At 29.7% G+C, this 16,965-nt stretch carries 15 protein-coding genes; 5 read left to right on the top strand and 10 right to left on the bottom strand.

Annotated elements, in window-relative coordinates; all coding sequences use genetic code 11:
• Window positions 1-16: 16 nt before the first annotated feature.
• Together ACX6CF_RS16110 and ACX6CF_RS16105 are read right to left on the bottom strand one after the other, a co-directional pair.
• Complete coding sequence (locus ACX6CF_RS16110; protein ID WP_458786375.1) at window positions 17-301, bottom strand: hypothetical protein; 285 nt, start codon at window positions 299-301, stop codon at window positions 17-19.
• 15 nt (window positions 302-316) lie between these two features.
• Window positions 317-1,549, bottom strand: a complete 1,233-nt coding sequence (locus tag ACX6CF_RS16105) for a hypothetical protein (RefSeq protein WP_458786374.1) — start codon at window positions 1,547-1,549, stop codon at window positions 317-319.
• 338 nt (window positions 1,550-1,887) lie between these two features.
• Here ACX6CF_RS16105 and ACX6CF_RS16100 point away from each other — a divergent pair, with 338 nt between their 5' ends.
• Together ACX6CF_RS16100 and ACX6CF_RS16095 are read left to right on the top strand one after the other, a co-directional pair.
• Window positions 1,888-2,148 (top strand): hypothetical protein, encoded by a 261-nt coding sequence (locus ACX6CF_RS16100; RefSeq protein ID WP_458786373.1) that lies wholly within the window; start codon window positions 1,888-1,890, stop codon window positions 2,146-2,148.
• Window positions 2,149-2,193: 45 nt separating this feature from the next.
• The gene (locus ACX6CF_RS16095) at window positions 2,194-2,622 is read left to right on the top strand and encodes a hypothetical protein (RefSeq protein WP_458786372.1); all 429 of its coding nucleotides are present in this window, start codon (window positions 2,194-2,196) and stop codon (window positions 2,620-2,622) included.
• A 99-nt stretch (window positions 2,623-2,721) separates the two neighbouring features.
• Here the strand turns inward: ACX6CF_RS16095 and ACX6CF_RS16090 are convergent, their stop codons facing one another.
• The 4 genes from ACX6CF_RS16090 to ACX6CF_RS16075 all read right to left on the bottom strand — a co-directional run bounded on the left by ACX6CF_RS16090 (window position 2,722) and on the right by ACX6CF_RS16075 (window position 7,627).
• Window positions 2,722-4,428 (bottom strand): glycoside hydrolase family 66 protein, encoded by a 1,707-nt coding sequence (locus ACX6CF_RS16090; protein ID WP_458786371.1) that lies wholly within the window; start codon window positions 4,426-4,428, stop codon window positions 2,722-2,724.
• An 18-nt stretch (window positions 4,429-4,446) separates the two neighbouring features.
• Complete coding sequence (locus ACX6CF_RS16085) at window positions 4,447-5,277, bottom strand: carbohydrate ABC transporter permease (protein ID WP_458786370.1); 831 nt, start codon at window positions 5,275-5,277, stop codon at window positions 4,447-4,449.
• Window positions 5,278-5,293: 16 nt separating this feature from the next.
• The gene (locus ACX6CF_RS16080; protein ID WP_458786369.1) at window positions 5,294-6,220 is read right to left on the bottom strand and encodes a carbohydrate ABC transporter permease; all 927 of its coding nucleotides are present in this window, start codon (window positions 6,218-6,220) and stop codon (window positions 5,294-5,296) included.
• Window positions 6,221-6,313: 93 nt separating this feature from the next.
• Window positions 6,314-7,627 (bottom strand): extracellular solute-binding protein, encoded by a 1,314-nt coding sequence (locus ACX6CF_RS16075; protein ID WP_458786368.1) that lies wholly within the window; start codon window positions 7,625-7,627, stop codon window positions 6,314-6,316.
• A gap of 349 nt (window positions 7,628-7,976) precedes the next feature.
• Between ACX6CF_RS16075 and ACX6CF_RS16070 the strand changes: the two genes are divergently transcribed.
• Complete coding sequence (locus tag ACX6CF_RS16070; protein WP_458786367.1) at window positions 7,977-8,879, top strand: AraC family transcriptional regulator; 903 nt, start codon at window positions 7,977-7,979, stop codon at window positions 8,877-8,879.
• Here ACX6CF_RS16070 and ACX6CF_RS16065 read toward each other — a convergent pair.
• The gene (locus ACX6CF_RS16065; protein ID WP_458786366.1) at window positions 8,863-9,579 is read right to left on the bottom strand and encodes a DUF2161 family putative PD-(D/E)XK-type phosphodiesterase; all 717 of its coding nucleotides are present in this window, start codon (window positions 9,577-9,579) and stop codon (window positions 8,863-8,865) included. The genes ACX6CF_RS16070 and ACX6CF_RS16065 overlap by 17 nt on opposite strands.
• Window positions 9,580-9,765: 186 nt before the next feature.
• Here ACX6CF_RS16065 and ACX6CF_RS16060 point away from each other — a divergent pair, with 186 nt between their 5' ends.
• Together ACX6CF_RS16060 and ACX6CF_RS16055 are read left to right on the top strand one after the other, a co-directional pair.
• Complete coding sequence (locus tag ACX6CF_RS16060) at window positions 9,766-11,808, top strand: discoidin domain-containing protein (RefSeq protein WP_458786365.1); 2,043 nt, start codon at window positions 9,766-9,768, stop codon at window positions 11,806-11,808.
• 125 nt (window positions 11,809-11,933) lie between these two features.
• Window positions 11,934-12,149 (top strand): hypothetical protein, encoded by a 216-nt coding sequence (locus ACX6CF_RS16055; RefSeq protein ID WP_458786364.1) that lies wholly within the window; start codon window positions 11,934-11,936, stop codon window positions 12,147-12,149.
• A gap of 100 nt (window positions 12,150-12,249) precedes the next feature.
• Here the strand turns inward: ACX6CF_RS16055 and ACX6CF_RS16050 are convergent, their stop codons facing one another.
• The 3 genes from ACX6CF_RS16050 to ACX6CF_RS16040 form a co-directional block, all read right to left on the bottom strand.
• Window positions 12,250-13,383, bottom strand: a complete 1,134-nt coding sequence (locus ACX6CF_RS16050; protein WP_458786363.1) for a TMEM165/GDT1 family protein — start codon at window positions 13,381-13,383, stop codon at window positions 12,250-12,252.
• Between the two features lie 346 nt (window positions 13,384-13,729).
• A complete protein-coding gene (locus tag ACX6CF_RS16045) occupies window positions 13,730-15,316 on the bottom strand; it encodes a MutS-related protein (protein ID WP_458786362.1) in 1,587 nt (528 codons plus the stop codon).
• Window positions 15,313-16,908 carry a MutS-related protein gene (locus ACX6CF_RS16040; protein WP_458786361.1) on the bottom strand — a complete coding sequence of 532 codons (1,596 nt, stop codon included), beginning with the start codon at window positions 16,906-16,908 and terminating at the stop codon, window positions 15,313-15,315. Before ACX6CF_RS16040 ends, ACX6CF_RS16045 begins: the two co-directional genes overlap by 4 nt.
• Window positions 16,909-16,965 lie beyond the last annotated feature (57 nt).

Raw genomic sequence — 16,965 nt, 5'->3', positions numbered from 1 at the left:
ATTTATTTAAATAAAGTTATTCTTTTTTTACTATAGGAACAAATAATGTTGTTAACATTCTATATACTAACACTATGAGACCTATACATATTATACCTATTATCATATGACTATTAAACCATTCTTCAAATAAGAAATAACCACCAAAAACGATACCTACTAGTGGCAAATTCGTCCAAAATGGTTCCCCTATCTTCTGTTTACAATTAGGACATTTGTATCCATATTTTGGTCCAATGCTATTAAAATGTTTCCAAAAAGTAATTGGTCCATTACAATAAGGACAATTCATTTTATTCATCTATTATACTCCTCTCTATTGGTTTTCAAACCAAATTTTAATACGCTCGTTTTTTAACCATAAATCAGGTGAAGGATGTTTTTCATTCAAGTAACTAAACTGTGCAGGTATAGAAATTTTTACGGCTTTTTCTTTCCGTGCATCTAGCAAATTATGATTACTATCCATTGTAAATTTAAAATTCTCTATATACCCATTATTTGTAACTGAAATTGATATACCCGTTTGCCCTTTTGCATTTTTTAAGTCATGTTGGGTCATTATTCCATTTATACTATTAAAAAACGAACCTTTCCACGTCTTATCAAAACCAACAATAGTTAATCCAATCGTTGTAGCATTAGGAAAATCCAAATCTTCATTAAGTATACTTTTTCCGCTTTGTGGAGCTATTCCACTTAATGCAGCTATTACGTTATATGGTGGTGCCAAATAGCCAAAACCTGTCATTAATATATTGAATCCAGTTTTTTGTATGTATAAATCATTTTGCACAATTTCTATTTTAGATTTAATTTCTTTATTTTGATATTGATATACACTCACATACGTTCCGTATTTATCTTTTGAGTCATATAATCCATTATATTGATCTTTTTGTCTTATAGCCTCTATTGCTCTTAAAATAGCAAACATTTCATCTTCTTTATTATCTTGTGTTGCATAATTAGCATAAATACTTTTTAATCCAATAACATTATTTAAGTCTGAAGAAGATAATATATCTGCATCCTGTAAGTCAGCACTCTCTTTGATTTGTCCTACAGAGTATTCTGAATAATCTTTATTATTTATATGAACTCCATTATCCTCAAAAAACTTCTTTACATGAGTTATTTTACTTATCAATTGATTATACAATCGTTCAAACCAGTTTTGTAGAATACTAACACCACTTATACTTACTTCATCATGGTCCGTTTTTGTCATATCTGTATCATGTGAATCAGTACTTGTATCTAATAATTGGTTAAGCAGATTTTGTATTTGATGTTCGCTATTGCTATATTCTATTACTGCTTTATTAATAACTTGACTTGAATTATAAGTACTTTCAATAATATTTTGAAAATCATTTGTCAAATCATCAAATTTGTCATCTATATTATCCCTTCTAGTAATATCAATGTCAATAGAATTCCTAATCACTTTGAATCTATTAAAAATATAGTCTATTCTTTTAGTTCTTACTATTATGTCATTTTCTTTTTCAGATAAAGTATTCAAATTGTATTTTGTCTGTCCCATAACTAGCTCCTTTCTATCTTCATTCAATATTATATCTTTTTATAATAAAATACAATAAATCCTGACGAACGACACGATTTATGGGATAAAATGCATTTTCAAAACAAATAATACTCATTATGTATAGTAACAACAACTATTTTGCCAATTAATTTCTAAAGTTAAAATAGCTATATATTATTTATATCAGCTATCTTTTTATTCTATTAATATAACTAAACCGCTAATTATAATATTAATCCAATCTTTATGATATTATAGTATTAAAGTGCTATTTTTATAATTATTTCAATTTGATAAACTATAATAAGATAATATTATAGAAAGGGATAATTAAAATGTCATTAATCTACTATCTAGCTTTATCAATATTTATAATGTTAATTATAACAGTAATTCTATCAAGTACATTATCAAAGGGCATTAATACTCCAACACATAATATTCTTATTATATTCACTCAGATTATTATTCTACTAGGAATCATAATACTGAAAACTGAATCAGAAGATTTAACTTATATCTGTGGTTCTCTAATAGTCCTATTCATATTTTTAGGCAGTGTAATAACTAAATATGGAAATGTAAAAAAACAGTAGCTTGATATAAACTAAGAATAGATATTATATAGAAAGGTGTTGCCTATGAAAAAGAATGCTTCCACATATATTGTAGCATATATGATTATATTATTAATTGGTGCTCTAAATTATATAATATTTAAATATAGTGCTAATTATAAACCTGTTGATTATAATTTTCATAATAGCAATTTTTATATAAGAGTTTTATTACTACCTATACTTGGTAGAATCTTATTTGGTATGAGTATTGGGTTAGAGTCTCTGTTAACCAAAGTAGGTGAACACGTTAAATTAAAGATGAATACAACAAGATTACTTATCATGGGTATACCTAGCCTATTAATAAGCCTAATAAAAATACTAGGTCTATTTGGTATAATACCATATTATTTTTTTAAGAATGAAGTTTTCTTATTATCTGCATTATTTCAAGTTTTATTTGGATACATAATAATTAGCAGTATAGAAAAAAAAGAAATCCCTAATTAAACAAAAGTTATCCTCATATATTAATCCATAGGATTTTCAACATATGAAGATAACTCTTCTATTATTACAAAAAAATATGTACTGTTATAGCATTCACTTTTACTTGACCTTAATATAAACCATTCCCCAGAATTCAACTGTAGGTATTTCAAAACAAATATAACGTCCACGATCCATTGATTCCAATGTATATTCTAAAGTTTTGCTACTAGCTATCTCCCCATCTGGGGTAGCATAATATACTCCCAATATCTCTTCATCAATCAAAGCTTTAATCTTAATCCCTTTTACTTTTTTAGGTTTATTACTCTTTTCTTCATTCCATATATCACTATCTATCCCCATCATATTGATTAGATGAATTACCTTACAATTATTAGTTTCCCTTATTTGTGTCCATACTGATTGTTTCTTAGGATATGAGGAAAATTCACCACCTGAAAATATGTATTCTGTATTAATGCCATTTGCATGAGTCATGGAAATATCAATAGCATTAACATCATATAATATGTCACCATACCGAACAATAAAATCATAATAATTCCTAACTTTATTAGTATGTCCATCTAATATTTTACCATAGTTCACATAATATGGATCACATAGAACTCCATTATTCTCACCTAACACTAATTGAAACCCTCCACTAGCTGAAATAACGGCAGTTGTAAGAAGTAGACTATTAATACAACTTTCTGGACTACAGTCATATTTCTTATCAAAACATTTTAGATAAGCTGCAAGAATAACCTGTTTACCGCTTAATTCCTTAGCTCTATGAATCAATTCATATAAATGTCTATATTTAGATTGAGGATTCCATACCTCTATGTAACAAGCCGCTTGTTCACTAGGTGCTACAGCTTCTATTGCCCAGTTACTAACCGCATTAAATATCAAACCAACTTCTGGCTTTACTTCCCTTAAGCTATCATATGTTCTATTAATAAAAGGTAAAAACTGTTCTTCAAGCTTCTCAATTTTTTTCACATTGTTAAGCCTAGAATACGCTGTTTTTGGAAATCCATATGTATCAAGATGAATACCATCAAAATCAAATTTATCAATAGTTATTTGAAATTGATCGATAATATGCTTAGTCCATGGTGAAGAAATAGCAATATTCATTATATAAAACCACTCTCCAAGATTTTGTGGTTTATCTTCATTAGTATATAGAGCCCAATTCTTATGGGATTTATAAAATTCCTTGGAAGCGGCATATATACAACCATACCCTATTGCAGCCATATTGTATTTATGACAGCTTTTTATCTTACCCAAAATAGCTTCCTTTGATAGCTTTCTATCTAATAAGTCTATAAAATAAGGTTCTCTAGGTATCAAATCTTCATGTTTATACATCCAATCATAGAATTGAACAACGTTAAGATGGTACTTTGACATCTGTGAGATATCTTTTTCATCCTTTTCATCTTCTTTGTAAAAATCACTTAAAAATCCATATCTTGGTCTAACTTTCCAGTGTTCAAGTACATCAAAAGCAGTATCTTTACACTCATCTTGAATTTTAATCTCAACACCATAACCTTTATTTTTAATAACTGGCGGCAAATATTCAATAACTATTTCATTAACCCCTTGATTAAGCACATGAATTTCTTTTGTATTGGATATGATTTCATTTAAATGATATATCTTGCACCCAATATAATAAGGTTTATTATCTTTATTTCTATTATTAATCTCTACATTGATCTTTACTTTTTCATTTGGCTTATACACTGCTTTATCAGTAAATACATCCATAATTTCGATTCTTCTTGTATCTGTATTTTTCATTATTTTCACCTCTAAGCTTTATTCTTTTATTGCACCTTCGCCAATGCCACCAACTACAAAGAACTTTTGGTTTATAGTATAGACAATCATTACTGGAATAAGGGTAATTATTGATGCAGCAAAAACCAAGCCATATTTTGTTGCGTGCTGCCCATTGATTCTGTGAATTACAATTGGTAATGTCAATAAACTTTCTTTTGCCCCTAATATTATCTTTGCAGTTAAAAAGTCATCCCAAGTGCCCAATAAAACCAGTATTGCCAAAGTACCTATTGCTGGTTTTGCAAGAGGCATAACTATTTTCTTGAATATTGTAAAATGCGAACCTCCATCAACTACAACAGATTCAATTAACTCATTTGGAATTGCTTCAAAAAAACCTCGTAGGAAAAAGGTATTGCCACATATACCAGTACCTACATACAGTAATATTAATCCTCTTCTTGTTCCTATCATACCTAATTCATTGATTAACATGAATTGAGGTATGATATTAAGTACCCCTGGTATCATTAATGTAAAAAGATATAATTTGAATAATAATTCTCTACCCCTAAAGGGTATCTTAGCAAATGCATAAGCTGATAGAGCAGAAATGAATATGACAATTATAGTTGTCACAAAAGTAATAAAAACACTATTTCCAAAATAATTAAATATATGATAAACATTTATAATTTCTTTAAAATTATCTAATGTAAATTCCTTAGGTAAAAGTCTAGGTGGATTAGGTAAAGAAAATGTAAATGTTTCAAATGAGTTACCTATCATAATTATAAATGGCAGTATAAAAATTATAGCTCCCAAAATAAGAAGTAACCATGTGAATGCCTTACTAAAACGTCTCAATATAATTCATCTCCTTTTAATAATCCACTTTCATCTTTTTATTCAATATCAAAGTAACAATCAATATACTGACAGCTGTCAGAATTCCAATAGCGGCACCTTCACCGAATTTGTATAACTTGAATGTACGTATATATAGTAGATACTGTAATACACTGGTCTTACCTCTAGGATCTCCTCCTGTCAATACGAGAACTTGTAAAAATACATTAAATGAACCTATTAACAATTGAATCATTAGAAAAAATGAAGTTGGTTTTATGAGAGGTATTGTTACTTTCTTAAGTTTTTGTAATCCTGTTGCTCCTTCTATATCTGCTACTTCATAATAACTTTTGTTGATTCCTTGTAATGCTGCTAAATACAGCAACATGGCATAACCAATATTTTTCCATATTCCAAGTACCCAGATAGATATATTTCCACCCCACTCAGTTTTCAACCAATTTATAGGGTTTGGAATTATATGCAAGATATTGACAAGTAAATAATTAATTGGTCCCTGAATTCCAGGGTTAAACAGATATTTGAATACTAATCCAGCAATAATCCATGAAGTGATTACTGGTAAATAGTAAATCACCTTAAATGTAACTGAAAATTTTTTAATAGAATTAATGGCTACTGCAATAATAAGTCCTAAAAATAAAGTTATGGGGGTTACAACTACAGCATACAAAATGTTGTTTCTATAAGCTGTAAAAAAACGTTGCTGAGATTCTCTAAAAAGCTCTTTATAATTATTTAGCCCTGTAAATGTTAATTTTCCAGACATGATATCATAATCTGAAAAACTGATTTGTATATTTTTGATCATAGGATAAAAAATAAATGCAATCGCTAATATTAACCCAGGTAATATAAAAATAATGGCTTGCCAAGATTTGTTATATATTTTGTTTGATTTATTTTGTGTTCTTTTCTTAACTAGTTTTGTTTTCATACGCCTTGACCCTCCAATGAAGTTAATAATAAGGTCTATCCTAGGATATATAGTATTCTAAGATAGCCCCTTATCAATTCTAAATCTTTAATGTTAATTCTGACTAAGAACTTCATCTATTAATTTTGCTGCTTCTTTCAACCCATCTTCAGTTGTTGCTGCTCCAGTAAGGATACTGTCAAATGCATCCTTTATATATTCTTCAATAGTTGCTTTTTCAGGTGAAGGAATACGTGTTTTGGCACTATTCAATTGTTCAAGATAAACTGACCAAACTTCATCACTCGTTAGTTTTGGATTTTTTGCTGCTGATTTTAAAACAGGCATTTGCCCCATTTCCTGTCCCATAAGTACTTGTACTTCTTCTGATAGTAGGAATTTGACAAATAAGAATGCTTCTTTTGGATGTTCACAACTATTGAATATACCGATACTTTCACCGCCAACTATTGAACCTGATTCATTATTGTAAGTTGGAATTAATGCAGGTTTCAAACCTAATTCTTTCCAATCTCCTGTAAAAGCAAAGAACCAAGGTCCTTCAAGAAACATAGCATATTCTCCAGATTTGATACCATCCCAAGCATCAGTAGTACCATCAATCTCTTTGATAGTGAACATTCCTTTTTCATGAAGTTCTTTCAATTTATTCACTGCATCAATGCTTTGTTGGCTATCAATATAACCAGAAGCTTTAGTAAAATCTTCATTAGTCAATTCACCGCCGAATGACCAGAAATAAGGTAAGAAATCCCATTCTCCCGCACTGGAAACATTTAATGTGTATCCACCTTTTTTGATACTTGCATCAATGAATTCTTCCATTGTTTTAGGAACATCTTCAAATCCTAGTTCTTTTAATTTGTTCATATTGAAAACCGCTGCTTTACAATTTGTATCAAGTGGTAATCCATAGTATTTACCATTATAATAGTTAGTAGACATTGGTCCTTCAAATAGATTATCTTTTAATTTGTTAAAACCTTCCATTTCATCAAATGACATTAAAGCTCCTATTTTAGCTAAACCAGAAACGTCTGTTATATCAAGCCTTGCAACATCTGGTGTAGTGTTAGTTCCAGCACTTATAACAATTTGTTCACGGTATTGGTCGTTACCTTGTGCTACAACTTCTACTTCAATGTTAGGATATTTTTCATTGAACATTGGTATTATTGTATCTTGAAAAAATGGCGATTCTTTGTCAGCACCATAGTTATGCCAAAAAATTATTTTAACTTTTTCCTGAGAAGATTCCTTTTCTCCATTAGAAGCAGATTGTTGATTTGTTTTACCCTCTGTATTATTGTTTCCACTATCTTTTGCATCTTTAGTGTCTTTAGCACATCCAGTTAATAGTAACCCTAACGTTAGAACTACAATCATTGTATTTCTTATAATTTTCATTGTATTACCCCCTAAATTAGTAGATTCTGTATATATATAATTATAGCCCTTGAATGGAATAATAAAATAACTAAATCTGACTTTCTTTATACAAAACCTACTTTTTATTTATTTTGGGTTGATAATTGTTGGTAAGAGATATTATACTTAATCTAGGGAATAAAAATATTATTATGGTTTTTAGTATTTTTTTATATTGGATAGTTGTCAGTGTAAAGGATTAAAATCACTTGCCTTACCCTGAGAAGCGGTCGGTCTGCGTGATTTTAACCCTTTACACTTCTGTTGTTGTTATATAATTGATATCTAATTGATACTTAGCAATTAAATTTTATAGGGAAGTGATTTTGTGATTTTTAGGATGAGAACTAATGTATTACCTGTTGTAAGATTTATTGGGCAGATAGCTTATCATCAGGGGTGGAAGCATTTTGAAAGGAAGGCTGATGAGTTTATAGTTTATGTTATTAAGAAGGGTGATATGTATATAGAGGAAAATGGAGTTCGGTATCATCTAAAGAAGAAGGATATTTTTTTCTTTGAACCGAATAAAGTTCATAAGGGTTATAAATCAGCATCTTGTGAGTATTTTCATATTCATTTTTCTAGTTTGGTATTGAAGGAATTTAATAAAGATAGTGAATTGGTTAATGAATTACGTAGGAGGAGATATATTGCGACTACGAGTAATTGTTTGTCCAGTGAATTACCTAATGATTCAACTTGTTTTTTACCTAAGCAGTATTCATTGGAGCATATTGATTATTATTCTAATAAATTAAAAGAGTGTATTAATAATTATGAAATACGGATTGAGAATTATAAGGAGATCATATCTACGGAATTACTTAATCTTTTGATTAGGATTTCTAGGGAATTTGCTTCGGATATTATAGAATCTTCTTCTAGTCAGATAAGTAAACCTTTGCACAAAGCAACTGAAGTTCTAAATTATATTAATAGTGAGTATAACAATAAATTAACTGGTGAGATTATAGCTGAACATTTTGATTCTAATTATGATTATCTTAATAGATGTTTCAAGCAACTTACAGGTCATACAATCATTAATTATGTCAATATGCTTAGAATTAGTAAGGCTAAAGAACTCATACTTACAACCAACATGAAATTTACTGAAATAGCTTATCTTGTAGGTATTGATAATCCTTATTATTTCAGTAGATTGTTCAAACAACATGCTGGCTGTACAGCTACTGATTACTATAATAACACTATGCTTCTTCCTTAGCCAATAAACCATAATAATAATCAGCAAGTTCCTTATACTGTTTAATTGCTTCAACGCCTTTTTCACTGATTCCATAAATGCCTCTATCTATTTTATTGAACCAATCATGAAAATTATTATAAAGTATAGAAGTAGTCTTATCAGCTGTACCCAATTTTCTTAGCGCTTTTGGTGATAAGTCTCCGTATTTTTCTAAACAGCAGGCAATATGTATAGAATTTTCCTTATATGCTGTCATAAGCTTTGTTTTAGTGCTTCCACCTATGTTAAAATTACCATATCGTCCTTCAATCTCAGCAATGATATTATTTTTCTTCTTAGATGACAATTTCTTACTTTGATTTCTATCAAAAGGCTTTGGATGACATGCAATCTGAACCAATGACTTGTTACCCTTGAAAGAAACCAATATCAGTCCAAGTTCTAATCTTCTTATTAGATAAAGCTTGTCCTTCCACTGTCTGGAAAACATTTTTTTTGGACGTTCTATTGCAAGATATACTCTATCAGTTAATCTTTGACCTTTGGTTCCTTGAATCAATAGTTTCATATTAAGAACTTTCTTAAGTTCAATAACAATCAGTTCATCACCCTTTACAGCTGTTACATCTATTGATTTGACCTCACCATTAACCTTATACCCTAAATCCGTAAAATAATTGTATATAGGTTCATATAAATCAGTTTCTTTAATATCCATCATCATTCTCCATTGTTATTTATATAAAATATTATATACTTTATAGATTGATTAGCCAAGTTACAAATTATAAATCATTCTAAAATAATCATTTATACCTATTCTAATTATATTTGCTTTTTTTGTATTATTAGTGGTTAATTCTAATATTATAGTAATACAATACTTCATAGAAAGGAATTTATTATGAAAACAAAAGTATCAGTGGTTATTGTAATTCTTCTTCTTTGTAACCTATTATCTATTCAATCTGTACAAGCAGAAGATACAACTAATGAAATACAGGTGTGGGAAAGCTATTTTGGTGATGGGGAAAAATATGCTTTTAAGGAAATGAATCCATTATATTTTAGTGAATCAGGTACATGGGGGAAAGGTAATGTTATTGATGTACTATCTAATGAAACGGATCAGACCATGATTGGTATAGGAGGAGCACTTACAGAATCGGCTGTATCTGTTATTAATATTTTGCCTAGTGATAAGCAGCAAGAAATATATGATGCATATTATGATGAATCCGGTGCTGAGTATTCCATTGTAAGAACCCATATAGGGTCTTGTGATTTTTCTGTAGGGGAATACTCTTATGCTCCAACTGAGACAACAGATCTTTCTAATTTTTCCATTGACCCAGATAAAGATGATATCATACCAGCAATCAAAAAGGCTTTATCTTATAACGGAGATATTAAAATATTAGCAGCTCCTTGGGCACCTCCTGGGTGGATGAAATATAGTGGTATAAGATATGGTAATGGAAATGGCGGAGGTATTAACGCTGGATCAATCTCTACAACTCCAAATCATATGTTACCTGAATATTACCCTCTATATGCGAAATATTTTGTGGAGTATCTAAAAGCTTACAAAAAAGAGGGAATTGAATTTTATTCTATTTCATTGCAAAATGAAGCTCAGAATAATCCTGACTGGGAAGCTTGTTATTGGACTATTGATTCTACTATTGATTTCATAACCAATCATCTAGGACCAAATCTCGATGCAGAGGGATTCCAAGATGTAAAATTATTAGTATGGGATTGGGATAAACAAGAAGGTGCTATTGGTAAAGGTGATGGTTTTATTACCTTCAATGAAACTCTATTACAATCTAGCGCCGCTGATTATATTGATGGTATTGCATTTCATTGGTATGGTCCTCTTGATATAGCTGATGAAATTGTAAAACGACCTACTTGGGCAGTTGATGATTTCAATAATATCGCCTATTTCCACCAAAATTATCCTACCAAATTATTGATTGCAACAGAAGGTTGCCAAGAAAAAGGACCCTGGCTTAATTCTATTGAACCTGCAAAGAGATATGTGTTTGATATGATTAATGATTTTAAGATGGGTACAACAGGATGGATTGACTGGAATATGGTTCTTAATACATCTGGTGGACCTTTATACAGAGAAACCAATTATTGTCATGCTCCTATCATGGTTGATACTACCTCTAATAAAATTATCTATAATCCGGCATATTATGTATTCAAGCATATGAGTAGAACCATAAGACCTAGCGAAGTAAGAGTTAAAACAAACAGTACCTCTCGTACATATAGAAAAGGTGATGTAACAACAGTTTTTGATAATAAGGATTATGAATTTACAAAGGGGTTACATGAAGTCGCCTTCCGTGATAAGGTAACAGGTAGAATAAAATTAATTGTGGGTAATATCTCAAATAAAATACAGGAGTGTGTTATTAGAGAAGGTGGACGATATGTTACAACAGAAATTAAACCTTATACTCTAGTCACTTTTTCTATAGAATCAACAGCAAGTATTGATTATCAAGCAACTTCTGATAAATCTGCTACTGCATCTTCTTTTGAAAGTAATCCAATTCATGATTACTCTCCTCTGTCAGCTATTGATAATAATATTGAAACAAGATGGGCTAGTGATTGGAATGATGTTGAAAGCCTTACCATTGATCTTGGTGAAGAAAAAGATATAGTAGGTGTTGATTTGTTATGGGAAAACGGATGGTCCAATAAATATGACATATTAGTCTCCACTGATTCCGTAGATTGGGAAGTAGCTCAACAAGTTAATGGTAGTCAAATGAATATATATGAAATAGATGGTATGCATCCTACATCCATTAATTTTGCACCTGTCACTGGTAAGTATTTAATGATTAAAGGTGTTAACCGAAATCAATCCTATGGTTATTCATTGTATGAAGTGCAGATACTGGTTATTGACAAATAAAGTATAGTTAATTTCTAACTTTATAAAATAATTGTAAATAATGTAAAATATTGAGTATATTTTGAGATAAAATAATGAATACTAATATTGTTAAATTATAACTAATACAATTAGGAGGAAAATATATGCATAACCAAATGAATAATCAACAAGGCAAAAATGCTATACAACACGTTCATGATGTACAATCTCAACTAGAAAGTGCTAAAAGTTGTTTGAATCAAGCAATCAGCACAGTAGAAAAACCAGAAAACAAACAAAGAATCCAAGATACTCTTAATGCAGTCAATAACGCATTAACTAGCGTAAACAGTACTATCTCCAATTACCAAGAATCTTAATCAGCATACAACAAAAGCATAGAGTATCAAGAGCCTGTCATATAATAATTATTGACAGGCTTATGTATTTTATATCAGTAAAAATCAAAAGTATACCAATTTAAACTTGATTCTTTGTACATAGTTCAGTACTCATCTTATCACCAATCTTTTTGTCCAGATCATTAATTATCTCAATATATCTTGTCCAACTATCAAAATCATCAATGCTTTTTCCAAATAAAATCCTTTCAAAGTTTTTTCTGATTTTATTTACATTCACTTTATCCTTTTCTTCAATGTTATCATTATCTAGAATTGTAATAACAGTAATTAACGCTTCTATTACCCTATCTCTTTTGGAATCTTTGATTACGCTAATAAAATTTTCATCAAATTCTATGATCGTATCGTGATTATTATTTATTTTCACCTGTTCCATCAAAGATTTTGTATAACCAACTATACATTTATCTCTATCACATTTACCACAATATTTTTTGCCTAAACATATTTCTTCAATTTTATTATCAAGTTGAGAATAATAGTTATATAGCATTTGAGAAGTCTTCAAATATTTTGATTCTTTTTCTTTTGCACGTATTCTTAATAAAGCTTTGATTCTTATAAATAATATGACAGTGATTATCATAAAGAATACTATTAAGTATACAGGTTTTAAATATTCTTCAGGTAATGTAGTTAACAATTTGGTTACACCAAAAATCATGAAAATAGTTGCTGCTATTAATTTAATCATAAATTCTGGGATTTTATTACCTAACTTCCTACCTACAAAGATACCTAATCCTCCTGTAACAATCATTCCTGAAACCGTACCAAGAAGGATTATCAATGGATAGCTAGCATCAGTTGATAATGTTATAGCAGTTAACTGTGTCTTATCACCTAACTCACCAATAAAAAATGCTGTAGCCACAGTGAAAACAGGTCCAAAAGACATAGTTTTGCTTTCATCTTCACAATCTTCTTCTTCAATCTTTAATGTCCATATAGAAAAACCTATAAATGCAAAACCCGCAATCATCTGAAGAGTATTGACTGGAATAAAGCGACATAGATAACTTCCTAATAGAACAGCTAGACCATGATTGAGTAGTGCTCCTAAAAAAATACCACTAATAACTGCTCTAACTTTGTAACGTGTTGCAAATGCCATTGCTAATATTTGAGTTTTATCTCCCATTTCTGCAATGAAAATTAAACCAAAAGCTCTGATAAATTCTGAAAACATTTCTAATCCTCCAATAAATTTTTTATGAAATGTTCTAAAAATAGATTCTCTACTATTAGTAATGTGGATATTTCACTATCATGAAATACTCAATATTAGTAGATAACAAACAAAAAAAAGAAGTGGAATTTTAGATTGGTATAGCTATACCAATCTAAAAGTCTCACTTCTTTAAATTATATTTAAAGCGAATAAAACCAGGATTTCTCCATTATGTTGACTTTATTCATGACTATTGTCACAGTTACTCCCTTTTAGAACATCTATGATTTTATCACATATATATCCATATGTAAATATTAAAATAGCAATTGATAATTATTATCAAATATTTTTTTTCAAAAAATTAAGCCCCTTCTATTAACTGTTCATAACTTACACCATATTTTATAGCTATTTCCTTTGCATAACTTTGCCCTAGTGGCTTACCCTCTCTAACTTTAAATGATTGAACATCATCATGTGAACCAGTTACCAGATTAACCACCCTTGGCACTGTATCATTTTCAAGAGTATTCATTTCATCTGCTTTTTCTCCCAATTCGTGTAGATGTGTATTATATATAACCGTTGCACCTAATAATTGAAGAGCTTTTAGAACATCTGTGGCTATTATTAAACTTTCTAGATGACTTGTTCCATCAAAAGATTCATTCATCAGTAAAAAACTATCCGCAGACATATTGGAATAGATGGTTGAGAACCTTTGACATTCCTCTCCTAATCTCCCATAATTCATTGTTTGTATTTCATCACTTGGAAAATGTAGAAACAATTTATCAATTATTTTTATCGTTACATTCTGAGCTGGAATATAGAATCCAAGCTGTGCTAACCAATAAATCTGACCAATAGACTGAGTAAAAGTCGTTTTTCCTCCTCTATTGGCACCAGTGAGTATAAATATATTACCTTTTGGTTCTATATTAAAATCATTTAATACCATTTCATTGTTTTTCTGGGATTCAACCATATCGTATGCTAAATTAATATTATAAAGACCTTCAATCTTAGTGGAACCTTCACTTATAACTCTCGGTTTGCATACTGGCAAACCTCCTTGTTTCATCTTAATATATATTGAAAAAGCAATTTCATAGAAAATGATTTCTTGTTTCATAGGCTCATAGATACCTAATAAACTGCTGTTAAATTGATCGCAAAATGCTATTAGTTGTTTCATTGCAGGTTCAATAATCTTTTCTAGATTATTTAATGAATCTGGTAGCATCAGACTATCAGGTGCAAAAATCTTTCTGGGTATGGATTTCAATTCACCAAAACCATAACTTACAATTTTAGAAACCTTTTTTAGTTTTCTACTGTATTTAAAAGGTTTATCCTCTAGTGATAATACTATAGCTTCAATAGGTTTAAGATTATAATCAAAATTTATCCCTACTTTTAGACTATGAACCCCTTCATCCATTTCTTTTATATGATAAATATCTTCTTTAAAATTATGATAGACATCACTCTCTATTGTAGTTTCTAAAAATCCTCTAAATTCCATTAACCCCTTTGATTGTAGGTTAGATTTTTTTAACATATGATAAATATTTTCAGTTAAAGACATTACACTGGCTACCTCATCAATTCTCTTAAGCAAATTATAGAGGGTGGCTTCACTTTCGAAGGCAAATTTTATCATATTTTTTATTTCAACACATTTTTCTAATGTATTTTTTAAAGTATTCAAAAGAAGTTCATTATTAATAAAATCATTAAGTATATCTTGACGATATTGTATTGTATGAGTCATTACGGGTATTTTTTTTAGTAAAGAAATAGGGTAGTCCTTTATGGTTTTCGCTAAATCTTCTAAAACAAGAGATATATTTATATCTTCTATGGTTTTATCATCTAATTCATAATATGAATCTGAATCACTTAACCATAATAAACTGAATTTGTGACTGTCTTTAATATTCAAGTTTTTTCCTCCAATCTCTCTACTAATTGAGCATATGTAACATTATATTTTTCTGCAATCTCCTTAGCATGACTCACACCTAACGGTTGTCCTTCATATATTTTATAAGTATTTCTCCCATTACTGAAACCGGCAACTAAACTAATAACAAGTGTATCGTTTTCTGATTCTTCATTAATCTGCGAAGCCATTATACCCAATTCATGTAAGTGAGTATTATAAATCATACGTATTTCTTTGAACTTCACTGCCCTTACAACTTCTTCTGCTATTTTCAGACTTTCTAGATGACTTGTTCCCGAAAAAGATTCATTAAGTAGTATTAAACTTCTATCAGTGGCCTGCTTGAATAATCTACTGAAATCTTCGCATTCTTTACCGAATTTACCAAGATTGACTGTCTCCTTTTCTAAGAGTGGAAAATGAGTGTAGACTCCATCAACCAAACTTAGCTCTGCCTTACTCGCAGGAATCATTAATCCTAATTGGGCTAATATTTGAATCTGACCTATAGCCTGAGTAAATGTAGTCTTTCCCCCTCTATTTGCTCCTGTTAATATAATAACTCTACCTTCTTGCCCCATTTTAAAGTCATTATATATAATTTCTGGTGAAACATGCTTTTCATCTATCGTAGATAACATATTATAAGCTAAAGATATATTATAACAATCTGATACATTCAATTCTTTTCTGTCTGATGGTAGAATCATCGGCTTACAAAGAGGTAAATCATTAGCTTTCATAAGCTTCAATAAATCACAGCTGGATTTATAAAATGTAATTTCTCTGAGCAGTGAAATAAATGGCTCTGTATCAATCTTAGTATATTTTTCCATAAAAGATCTTAAAATACCTTTATGTTCTTTTAATCCATGCTCTATCTCATCTAATAGATCCCAATTGATCTTACTAATAGAAAAAACAGGTGCATAATTCTTAAGATACGTACCAAGAAATTTTTCATTCACTTCAATTGCAGTAGATACTTTTCTAAAAGCCTTTGGATATCTATACTTATATTCACTGACCTGAGTCACTTGTGCTTCATATGGCCTCATTACAGGGGACATATTAATGGATAACTCTACCCCCTTAATCTTGCTAAAAATATATCTTATCTCTTTTAGATCTTTCTTCATCTGTTTGAATTTATTTTTATTTATTATACTAGCTATATTGTCTTTCAGCTTATTTAATCCTATAGATGATGGCTTATAGTATAATAATGTTTGATTAAGAGATTCCACACAGTTTATTGAAGCTTCAACTGTTATCACTAGGTCAATTAGGAAATATAAGTTGGTCAGATTATTATTAAGTTTCCCATTCTTGGATTTCAATTCCCAAAAACCTTTTAAATTGTTTTCCAAATCTAATATGAAATCAGGGTTTTCCATGAAATCAGCAATTATATCTTGTCTATACTTGATAGTAGCTTCATCCATACATAATTTGTATATTAGAGATTCATTCTCTTTACTCATTTCAATAAGTTTTTTATAGATTATATGTAGATTCAGATCCTTGATTACTCCCATATCAATATTTCTTATTTTTGATTCCTTAAGCCATAATAAACTATCAAACACGTATTAACATCTCCTTAACAACTCTTGATTTTAAATGTTAACTAATAATTATATTTT

It is taken from the genome of Vallitalea sediminicola, assembly GCF_054408565.1.
Note: the sequence above shows the minus strand (reverse complement) of the source record. Positions and strands in the feature narration are given on the sequence as shown.

Bases quoted from the DNA above. Each gene is read 5' to 3' on its own strand.
- ACX6CF_RS16110 (WP_458786375.1), bottom strand. From the start codon at position 301: ATGAATAAAATGAATTGTCCTTATTGTAATGGACCAATTACTTTTTGG.
- ACX6CF_RS16105 (WP_458786374.1), bottom strand. From the start codon at position 1,549: ATGGGACAGACAAAATACAATTTGAATACTTTATCTGAAAAAGAAAAT.
- ACX6CF_RS16100 (WP_458786373.1), top strand. From the start codon at position 1,888: ATGTCATTAATCTACTATCTAGCTTTATCAATATTTATAATGTTAATT.
- ACX6CF_RS16095 (WP_458786372.1), top strand. From the start codon at position 2,194: ATGAAAAAGAATGCTTCCACATATATTGTAGCATATATGATTATATTA.
- ACX6CF_RS16090 (WP_458786371.1), bottom strand. From the start codon at position 4,428: ATGAAAAATACAGATACAAGAAGAATCGAAATTATGGATGTATTTACT.
- ACX6CF_RS16080 (WP_458786369.1), bottom strand. From the start codon at position 6,220: ATGAAAACAAAACTAGTTAAGAAAAGAACACAAAATAAATCAAACAAA.
- ACX6CF_RS16075 (WP_458786368.1), bottom strand. From the start codon at position 7,627: ATGAAAATTATAAGAAATACAATGATTGTAGTTCTAACGTTAGGGTTA.
- ACX6CF_RS16065 (WP_458786366.1), bottom strand. From the start codon at position 9,579: ATGGATATTAAAGAAACTGATTTATATGAACCTATATACAATTATTTT.
- ACX6CF_RS16060 (WP_458786365.1), top strand. From the start codon at position 9,766: ATGAAAACAAAAGTATCAGTGGTTATTGTAATTCTTCTTCTTTGTAAC.
- ACX6CF_RS16055 (WP_458786364.1), top strand. From the start codon at position 11,934: ATGCATAACCAAATGAATAATCAACAAGGCAAAAATGCTATACAACAC.
- ACX6CF_RS16050 (WP_458786363.1), bottom strand. From the start codon at position 13,383: ATGTTTTCAGAATTTATCAGAGCTTTTGGTTTAATTTTCATTGCAGAA.